This is a genomic window from Deinococcota bacterium (assembly GCA_030858465.1).
Taxonomy (GTDB): Bacteria; Deinococcota; Deinococci; order Deinococcales; family Trueperaceae; genus JALZLY01.
In genome coordinates this window covers 1-9,322 of the sequence record JALZLY010000308.1, presented here as the reverse complement: position 1 = coordinate 9,322, position 9,322 = coordinate 1, and the positions used below count along the sequence as shown (strand labels likewise).

The following is a 9,322-nucleotide window of genomic DNA, read 5'->3' as shown; positions in this document are numbered from 1 at the left end:
CTTTCCGTGCCCATAGCGACGTGGCTCCACCCGATCCCATCCCGAACTCGGAAGTTAAGCACGTCAGCGCCCATGATAGTTGGGGAGCAGTCCCCCGCAAAAGTAGGTCGGTGCGGAAAGTTATTTTATAATTAGCTCGAGGTATGCTCCTAATGGTATCTCACGCTGTGCGGGAGTAGCTCAGCTGGTAGAGCACTACCTTGCCAAGGTAGATGTCGCGAGTTCGAATCTCGTCTCCCGCTCCAAACGAAAGCCCAGCTAGGACGGCAACCTTAAGCCCCGCTAAGTGCGGGGCTTTTGCTTTGGTGGGTTCGTCTACTGCCAATTTACGACCAACTTTAATCGACTCGCCTATCTGCCGGGCTTAGTCAGTCGAGCACCTTAGCCGCTTGGCCTAAGGTGTCGAGGCCGCTCTTGTGGGCGCCTGAAGGGCCTTGTACGCACGATTCTGGGAACCTTCTGGGGACCTACCACGCAGGGCTGTAGTGGGCATATCTTGCCTGAAGCAAAGGTGAGGTCGCCCTTTAGCTTACGATCAAGGTGCGTCAGCCCTGGCGGTGACACAGGTTCGGACACAAGGCCGTCACCTTGAGCTATAGTAGATAGATGTCTACGACGACCAAAGAGCAAACAGCGGCGCTCGATGACCTGAAGACACGCTTCGCCACCCTGAACGACCTGGGCGGCGCCCTCAGCCTGCTCGGCTGGGACCAGAACACCTACATGCCGCCGGGCGGCGCGGCGGCGCGGGCGCAGCAGACCGCGACCTTGAGCCGGCTCAGCCACGAGCTGCTGACCGAGCGGCGCACCGGCGAACTTCTGGACGCCGCCGAGCGCGCGGGCTATAGAGGAGACAGCGACGAGGGCGCGCTCATCCGCGTGGCGCGGCGCGCCTATGACCGCGCCACCAAGCTGCCGGCCGACTTCGTCGCCGACTTGGCCCGGCTCCGCTCCGAGGGTCAGGGCGTGTGGGCGGAGGCCCGGCGCGACTCGGACTTTTCCAAGTACGCGCCGACGCTTGCGAAGATGATCGACATGACCAGGCGGCAGGCCGACTTTTTGGGCTACGACGACCACCCCTACGACGCCCTGCACGACCTCTACGAGACGGGCTCGAGGGTGGCCACCGTCAGAGAGGTGTTTGCCGAGTTGCGCGACGCCACGGTGATACTCCTAAAGGACATCAGGGAGAGCGGCCGTGCTCTCAGCGACGCGCCCGTCCGCGGCCGTTTTCCGGCGGAAGGCCAGGAGAGGTTCGGCAAGGAGATCGCCAGCGCCTTTGGTTACTCCTTCGAGCACGGCCGCCTGGACCCGACCGTCCACCCCTTCGCCAGCGCCTCGTCGAAGTACGACGCGCGCATCACCACGCGCTACGACGAGGGCTTTTTGTCCCCAGGGCTCTTCGGCACCATGCACGAAGCCGGCCACGCCATGTACGAGCAGAACGTGAGCAGCCTCTACGACCGCAGCCCGCTGGCGCGCGGCACCAGCCTGGGCGTCCACGAGTCGCAGTCGCGGCTGTGGGAAAACCTGGTGGGCCGCTCCTACGGCTTCTGGAGGCACTACTTCCCGCGCGCCCAGGAGCTCTTCCCCGAGGCACTCGGCAAGGTCAGCCTGGACGACTTCTACGCCGCCGTGAACCGCGTCGAGCCGAGCTTCATCCGCGTCGAGGCCGACGAGATCACCTACAACCTGCACGTCATGGTGCGCTTCGAGCTCGAGCTCGCCATCTTGGAGGGTCGCCTCGATGTCGGCGAGATTCCCGAGGCCTGGAACAGCAAATACCAGGACTATCTAGGCGTCACCCCGCCCGACGACGCTCTCGGCTGCTTGCAGGACGTGCACTGGTCGATGGGCCTGATCGGCTACTTTCCCACCTACACGCTCGGCAACGTCATGAGCGTGCAGTTCTTCGAGGCGGCCAAGCGGGCGCACCCGGGGCTCGAGGACAGCGTCGCCCAGGGCGAGTTCGGCACCCTGCTCGGCTGGCTGCGCGACAACATCCACCGCCACGGCTCGAAGTACGAGCCGCGCGAGCTTTTGAAACGCGTCACCGGCAGCGACTTGGACGCGGGGCCCTATATCGGCTACTTGAACACCAAGTTCCGGACACTCTATGGCTTGAGCTGACGCGAACTCCAGCTTTAGGTTGGGTATGCTGAGCCGTGAATCAAAAGAAGCGCCGTCACACGCGGGAAGTGAGGGGCGTGTCATAATCCCTGCTTGACCACCCGCAGGGTGTGTCCGACAAGGAGACCACCGTGGCAGCCATCGACTTTGCGCTCTTTGCACCCTACAACGACGAAGCCGCCCTCATCGGCGATTTTTCCGGTTGGCAACCGCTCCCCATGGAAAGAGGGGACGACGGCTATTTCAGGACTACCGTAGACTTGGAAGACGGCCTCTACAAGTACAAGTTCCGCGTCCGCTCCAAGAGCTTCTTTATGGACGAGAATGCCTGGGTGGACGTGGTGGATCCCTACGCCACCGCCGTCGACGACACCGGCGCGGGCGACGGCCTCGTCTTCATCCATGAGGGCCAGCGCAAGGTGGACCTCTATGAGTGGCGGCACGACGGCGCGCCCTTGCCGCCCGACCGCGACCTCGTTCTCTACGAACTGCACATCGGCGACTTTTCCGAAGGCGGGACCTACCAGGGGGCGGCCGAGAAGCTCGATTATCTGGTCGAACTCGGCGTCAACGCCGTCGAGCTCATGCCCGTCAACGAGTTTCCCGGCGACCGCTCCTGGGGCTACAACCCGCGCCACTTTTTTGCCGCCGAGTCGTCCTACGGCTCTTCCAGCGATCTCAAGAGGCTCATCGACGCCTGCCACGCCCGCGGCATCAGGGTGATCCTCGACATGATCTGCAACCACGGCGAGTCCGAGACGCCTTTGACCCAGATCGACTACGAATACTGGTTTCACAAGGAGCCCAAGGACGCCGAGCACAACTGGGGGCCCGAGTTCGACTACACCAAGCATGACGACAAGCTGGGCACCATGCCCGCCCGCAAGTTCATGGGCGACGTGGTCAGGTTCTGGGTGAGCGAGTACCACATCGACGGCATCCGCTTCGACGCCGTCAAGCAACTGGACAACCCCGACTTCTTGAAATGGGTGGTCGCAGAAGCCAAGCGCACCGCGGGCAGCAAGCCCTTCTACACCGTCGCCGAACACATCCCCGAGATCCCCGGGCTGGTCGGGCCTGAGGGCCCCTTCGACGGCACCTGGCACAACTCCTTTTATCACGGTATGAGCGCGCTGCTGACGGGCGAAAACCGCGACCTCGGTAGGATCAAGGGGCTGCTCGACGCCCGCAGCCGCGACTTTCCCGGACCGGAGAACCTCGTCAACTACCTCTCCTCGCACGACCACGACCATCTCCTCTGGACGCTCGAGCAGGCGGGCATTTCAGGCGACGAGGCCTCCAAGCGCGCCCGCCTCGGCGCGGTCCTGGTGACGACCGCCTACGGCATTCCCATGATCTGGATGGGCACCGAGTTTGGCGTGGCGACGGAGAAGACCATCGACAAGAACAAGCTCGAGTGGCCGCTCCTGGGCCAGAGCCAGGGCCGCGGCCTCTTCGAAGTCTGGAAGGGGCTCATCGCCTTGCGCCGCCAGAGCGCCGCCCTGAGGGGAGAAAGCTTCGAGTTCTTCCTCGAGGACCACGGGGCGGGCGTCCTCGGCTTTGTCCGCCAGGACGAGAGCGGCAAGGTAGTGGTCATCGCCAACCTGTCGAACAGCTACCACGGCGGCTATACGGTCGAGGGCATGCCCGCGGACGGCCGCTGGCGCGAGTGGACAAGAGGCTACGAGCTCGAGGTCCGTGGCGGCGCCCTGACCCTGGACCTGCCCGAGTACGAGGCGAAGGTGCTGGTCAGCTGAGGGTTCCGGTCAGCGGCCCCTTATCGCTCGAGGCGAGCATGTTGGACATCGCCGCCACCAGGCCGCCCGCCAGCTAGAGCGCTACGGTCGGCCGAGACTGGACTGCAAAGCAAACTCCGTAGCGGTCGAAGGAAGCGTTTAGACTATCGGCAGGAGGCAAGATGCAACGCAGCAGAGAAGATCTCGAGGAGATGAGCCACGCCGAACTGGTGTCACGGGTGTTGGAGATGCAAGACATGCTGCGCGAGGGGCTCATGGTCCGTGACGCCCTGCACCACGTCTTGAACGACCTCTTGAAGGCCAAAGCCGAGGAGGTCGGCGACTACGCCGGGCTCGAGAGCGCGCGGCTGAGCCCCGAGGACCTGGCCGTCAAGGAGGCCTGGGCCAAGGCCCGCCACGCCGTCTCCAACCCGCCCGGGCTGGCGCGGCTCATGCTCAAGAACCGGGCAGGCTGAGGGGTTGCCCGGTCACTGCGCTCAGTTGAGCTTCTCTTCCCTGGGCTCTTCCCTGGGCTCCTCTTCCCTAGGTGGAGGCAAGGCGGCCTTCTCGCGGCGGCGCAGCCTGCCGACGAGCATCCGGGCGACCCGGCGGCCCTGCTCGAGCGCCTCCTGGTAGAACTGGCGGAGCTCTCCCCTGTCCAGGTTCTTGCCCTGACAGGCCCAGGTGTAGACGCTGTGGCCGATCACCTTGGTGCCCGCGTAGGAGACCGCCACATTGGGAACGATGCCGATGACCGGAACCAAGCCCACGAGCTCGCGCGCCACCTGGCGGAAGAAGAAGCCGCCGCCGACCACGCCGACGATCTCGCCCAAGACGTCCCTGGGCTCGCCGCTCTTGCCGGTCATGAGCGCGATCTTGTAAGCCATAACCAGCTGATTTTTGGTGAGCACCACGATGTCGGCGACGTTGAGGGGGATGTTTAGGATCGGCACCACCTTGGCGAATCCCGATGAAGCGGTGTAGAGCGCGTTGGCGCGCGAGGTCTCCTCGACGAGGTCCTGAACGGCCGGCCTGCGCAGGAGCGGGAGCTGTCGCGCCAGACTCAGTCTGAGCGGCTGCCCGGCCGCCTGCAAGAGCGCGGGCGGCAACCGCGACTTGAGGTCCTGCGGCGCCAGCGAAGAGGGCAGGACTACCCGGGCGCGCTCGAGCGGCCGCGGCACCTCGGCGCCGACGCGGTCGCTCAGTTCATCGCTGACCACCACCGCCAGAACGGGCACCCCGGCCTCCTGGAGATGCCGCAGCCTGCGCCTGTCCTCCTCGCCCGGCTCGAGCCGGGCGCTCACGAACAGGGCCAGGTCGTAGTGGCCGAGCGCCGAAGACGCCAAGGGCTCGTCCACCACCAGCCAGGGATGCACACCCGCCTTGCCCGAATCCTCACTGAGCTTTAGCGCCAGCGCGCGAGCCAGGTCCTCCTGACCGGTGAGCAGGAGCGTGAAGCGCGTTTCGGCCTCCGCCTTGGTCTTGGAGAGGTCGATCTCACGGATGATGCTAAAGATGTTGCCCGCGCCTAGAATCGTCATGATACCCGCCTAAGGAGATAAGAGAAGACGTGTGCCGTTTTCGAACCTGCACCAGAATGCTAACAGAGTCCTCCGCAAAACAACGCCCACCCCAGACACAATGCTGCCGTGACGTGGCCTTGGCTAAACAAGCCCCCTCGCAGCCAAGCATAAGCCTGCTGAGGCCGGAACCCAGGCCTTTCTCCCGACCCTGACCCTGACCCCCGACCCCTGCTCAGCCCACCACCTGGTTCTTGCCGCCGCGCTTGGCGCGATAGAGGTTGTCGTCGGCCAGGGTCAGGAGCTTCTCGTGGTTGTCGACCGAGAGGTCGTCGGCGACGCCGGCGGAGATGGTCACCACCAGCTTGGGGTGCAGCCGGTACCAGCCGTAGCCTTCGACCTCCTTGCGGATCTTCTCGCAGATCATGACGCCGTCCTTGGCCGAGGTCTCGGGAAAGAGCAGGACGAACTCCTCGCCGCCGTAGCGGGCGCTCATGTCGGTCGAGCGCAACATCTTGTTGAAGATCGCCGCGATGGTCTTCAAGACCTCGTCGCCGATCTGGTGCGAGAGCGCGTCGTTGATCTCTTTGAAGTCGTCGATGTCGAGCATCGCCACGGTGAGCTTGCGGCGGTGGCGCCGCGCCAGCCGGAAGTTGTAGTCGAGCTGCTCTTCTAAGTAGCGGCGGTTGTAGAGGCCGGTGAGCGCGTCCTCCTTGGTCTGCTTTTCCAGGATCTCGGCCTGCTGCTTGAGCTTGGCCAGGAGCTCGCTGTTTTTCTCGTTGATGGCTTCGAGTGCCTCGTTGGCCCGGCCCAGTTCGACGGTGCGCAGGCGGTGGAGCTCACCTTCGCGCTGGGCGCGCTCCAAGTCGAGTTGCAGGGTCATGCTCTTGACGCGCTTGCCGCTGCGCTCCTCTTGCAGCGCCCGCTCGAGCGCGTGGTAGCTCTTGTAGTGCGCCAGCGCCTTGTCGAAGCGGCCGAGCGCCTCGTGAGCTTGCGAAAGCAACTGGTGCGCCTCGGCGGTGTAGCGGCGGCGGTCCAGGGCCTGGGCCAGCTCCAGAGTCTTCTCGAGCTGGTGGGCGGCGGCCTCGGGGGTGTCCATGAGGAGTTCGGCCAAGCCCAGCATAGCCTCGACCTCGCCCTGGCGGTCGCCGATGGCCCGGGCCAGCTCGAGGCTGTCCTCGAACGAGCTTCGCGCCTTGCCTTTCATGGTGCCGTAGAGCTGGCCCAGGCGACGCAGCGAGGACACCTCGCCCTGGCGGTCACCGAGCTCGCGTCGGCGCTCCAAGGCCTTGAGCAGATAGGCCTGCGCCTGGGTGTAGTCGCCCAGCCTGCCGTGGAGGTGGCCGATCACCTCATAGCTCGTGGCCTCGTCGCGCTTGTGGCCGAGCGAGCGGTCGATCTCCAGGCTCTCCTCGAAAAAGCCGAGGGCGTTTTGATAGTCGCCGAGCGTGTCGTAGATCTCGCCGATGTTGGCCAGCGCGACGCCCACCATGCCCGTGTGCTTCAGCTCCTTGGCGGTGGCGAGGACCTCGAAGTAGATCTCGAGCGCCCGGCCGTAGTCGTCGACCTCGCTGTAGACCGTGCCGAGGTTGTTGAGCGCGTGGGCGACACCGACTTTGTCGCCGGCAGCGCGGTAGCGCTCGAGGGCGCGGTTGTAGAGATCGGTGGCCTGCGCGTACTCGGAAAGCTGCTTGTGGACGATGCCCAAGATGAGTAGCGCCTGAGCATAGTCGCTATCGCTGTGCAGCCCCTCGAAGATGCTCAGGCTCTCGCCCAGGAGGCGCTTGGCCTCCTCGTAGTTGCCGCGCGCCTCGTGGACGGCGCCCACGTACATGAGCGCCTGACCCTCGCCCTGCCGGTCCCCCAGGCGCCTGAAGCGCTCCAAGCTGACCTCCTGCGCGGCGAGCGCCTCGTCGTAGTTGCCGAGGCGGGTATGCACCACGCCGACCACGGCGCCCAGCCTGGCCTGACCGTAGAGGTCGCCGAGCTCCCCCAGCAGGCGCTCCGCCTCGGCCGCCGCCGCAAGCGCGTCTTCGTAGCGCGAGAGCAGGCTGTAGCAGGCGCTCTGGGTGATCAGGCCGTAGGCGAGGCCGCGCTCGTCGCCGAGTTCCTGGGCGAGCCGCTGCGCCTCCTCGGCCAGCGCCAGGGCGCGCGGCGCGTCCTGGCGGCACAGCTCCCAGGCGAGCTCGTTTTTGAGATCGAGCTTGCTCCGCTGGTTCGGCTCCTGCTCGAGCGCCCTCAGTTGCCCCTCTAGTTCTCGCACGCGCTCTGTGCTGCTCGCCCCCATCACATCGGTCCTTTCACGCCCCAATAGCGTCCTGTTTTGATCATAAGGTGCCCTTTCCAAAGCCGGCACCTCCCAGACTGCCAAGCCCTAAGGCATTATGAAGGATGACGAACGCACATTTTACGACAGCGTCACATCATACCAGATACCAGATCGGCCGCCAGGGACCAAAGGCGACCGCCGCCTCGGTCTCGAGGCGGCGGGTAGCAAGGCCAGTTGTCGGGGCGTCGGCTAGAGGCTAGGCGAGTCGTTTGCGCTCATGGTCCTGCCACAGTTTGCCGTAGCTGCGATAAACATGCGCCGCCCTCCGCCGCGCCACAAAGCGCCAGAGGAAGGTGACGGTTCCCGCGATCCAGGGCAGGTGCTCGCCGCCGAAGGTGGTGGTGGCCAAGACTTCGCTCGAGGGGTCTATGTGCATGTAGTACTGCTCGGAGGTCAGCCTGAAGTCCCTGATACCTTTTACGATGGGGTCCTCGGGCTTGATGATGTTCACCTCGTAAGCGGTGAAGTTCCCCGGGTGGGACACGAACTGCCCGCCCACCATGAACTGGTAGTTCGGGCTGTTGCGAAAGGCGTCGCCCATGCCGCCGTGCCAACCGGCGATGCCGGTGCCCGCTGCAACGGCGCCGGTCAGGTTCCTTTCCTGCGCCTCGCTCAGCGCGCCCATCGTCCAGATCATCACGATGAGATCCGCGGCAGCGAGCCTGTCGCGGTCGTCGAGCACGTCCAGCGCATTTGCCTTGTCGGCACGGAAACCCTCCTCGTCCAGGTAGACGGCTACGTGATCGGCAAGCAGGTCGGGCTCGTGCCCGGGCCAACCGCCGTGGATGATCAAGGCTCTTTTCACGGTAACCTCCTATAGCTATAGCGCCGATCGGGTTCTAATCGGGCGCCGTAAGCTCTGCTGGAGTAGCGCTCGAGTTCCAGCAAACGCCGGCTCCTCAGCCTGTCGGCATTTGATAGGAACCCGCCGATCGCGGTGCGCTCGCCCGGAGCGCAGACGCCATATCGGCGAGACGATTCCGCAGGTGTTTCCGACGTGCGGGTGCGAAAGCAACCTCGCCTTCAAGATTCACCGGCGGCTTGGAGGTACTGTCTCAGCCACTGCAACGCAGGCCGCTCCTCATCAAACCAGTCGATCAGGTACGCGTTGCGCTTCCAAGTCTCGCCGGCCTTGTAACCCCACAAGGTCACCCCGGCCACCGCCTCGTGCTCCCATAGGACGGGAAATACGCGCTGATAGAACTCGAGCTGCAACCCGTCATCATACGTGTCCAGGTCGAGTTCGGAGACGTAGATGGGTAAGCCGAGTTCCGCCAGAGCGTTCAAGTTGGTTTCGATAACGCCAGGATCGACACGCTCGAGCCCGTGCGCTTGCACGCCGATGCCGTCGATGAGCCCGCGCGCCTGCAACAGCTCGATGAGTTCCTCACCTTACGCACGAGGGGCAGAAACACTAGGATAGGAAGATGAATCGAGAACTGCTAGAGGTTTACAGTGACTATACCCGTTTCACAGGGCACTTTCTCATCAGCTCGTTCAGCTACACCACGGCGACAGGGTTGTCAGGGATGCTGGAGGGGTCGATAAGTCACGACAAGGTCACGAGGTTCTTGAGCAGTGAGAGCTTTGACGCCAAGGCGCTTTGG

General features: G+C 64.4%; 8 protein-coding genes, 1 tRNA gene and 1 rRNA gene. 6 read left to right on the top strand and 4 right to left on the bottom strand.

Going from position 1 to position 9,322, the window contains the following annotated elements; all coding sequences use genetic code 11:
* Positions 1 to 2 precede the first annotated feature (2 nt).
* The 5 genes from rrf to M3498_15330 all read left to right on the top strand — a co-directional run bounded on the left by rrf (position 3) and on the right by M3498_15330 (position 4,342).
* A 5S ribosomal RNA gene (gene rrf / locus M3498_15350) occupies positions 3 to 119 on the top strand.
* A 50-nt stretch (positions 120 to 169) separates the two neighbouring features.
* Positions 170 to 245 (top strand) — tRNA-Gly (locus M3498_15345).
* Between the two features lie 361 nt (positions 246 to 606).
* Positions 607 to 2,130, top strand: a complete 1,524-nt coding sequence (locus M3498_15340) for a carboxypeptidase M32 (protein MDQ3460655.1) — start codon at positions 607 to 609, stop codon at positions 2,128 to 2,130.
* 131 nt (positions 2,131 to 2,261) lie between these two features.
* Positions 2,262 to 3,887: an alpha-amylase family glycosyl hydrolase gene (locus M3498_15335; protein MDQ3460654.1), complete on the top strand. Its 1,626-nt coding sequence runs from the start codon at positions 2,262 to 2,264 to the stop codon at positions 3,885 to 3,887.
* A 161-nt stretch (positions 3,888 to 4,048) separates the two neighbouring features.
* A complete protein-coding gene (locus tag M3498_15330; protein MDQ3460653.1) occupies positions 4,049 to 4,342 on the top strand; it encodes a hypothetical protein in 294 nt (97 codons plus the stop codon).
* 21 nt (positions 4,343 to 4,363) lie between these two features.
* Here M3498_15330 and M3498_15325 read toward each other — a convergent pair whose 3' ends face one another.
* The 4 genes from M3498_15325 to M3498_15310 all read right to left on the bottom strand — a co-directional run bounded on the left by M3498_15325 (position 4,364) and on the right by M3498_15310 (position 9,086).
* Positions 4,364 to 5,407 (bottom strand): hypothetical protein, encoded by a 1,044-nt coding sequence (locus M3498_15325; GenBank protein ID MDQ3460652.1) that lies wholly within the window; start codon positions 5,405 to 5,407, stop codon positions 4,364 to 4,366.
* A gap of 214 nt (positions 5,408 to 5,621) precedes the next feature.
* Positions 5,622 to 7,649, bottom strand: coding sequence for a diguanylate cyclase (locus tag M3498_15320; GenBank protein ID MDQ3460651.1), 2,028 nt, complete (start codon positions 7,647 to 7,649; stop codon positions 5,622 to 5,624).
* A 262-nt stretch (positions 7,650 to 7,911) separates the two neighbouring features.
* Positions 7,912 to 8,520, bottom strand: a complete 609-nt coding sequence (locus tag M3498_15315; protein ID MDQ3460650.1) for a ThuA domain-containing protein — start codon at positions 8,518 to 8,520, stop codon at positions 7,912 to 7,914.
* A gap of 218 nt (positions 8,521 to 8,738) precedes the next feature.
* Positions 8,739 to 9,086, bottom strand: coding sequence for an endo-1,4-beta-xylanase (locus M3498_15310; protein ID MDQ3460649.1), 348 nt, complete (start codon positions 9,084 to 9,086; stop codon positions 8,739 to 8,741).
* Positions 9,087 to 9,142: 56 nt separating this feature from the next.
* Between M3498_15310 and M3498_15305 the strand changes: the two genes are divergently transcribed.
* On the top strand, positions 9,143 to 9,322 hold a 180-nt coding region (locus tag M3498_15305), incomplete at its 3' end, for a hypothetical protein (GenBank protein MDQ3460648.1).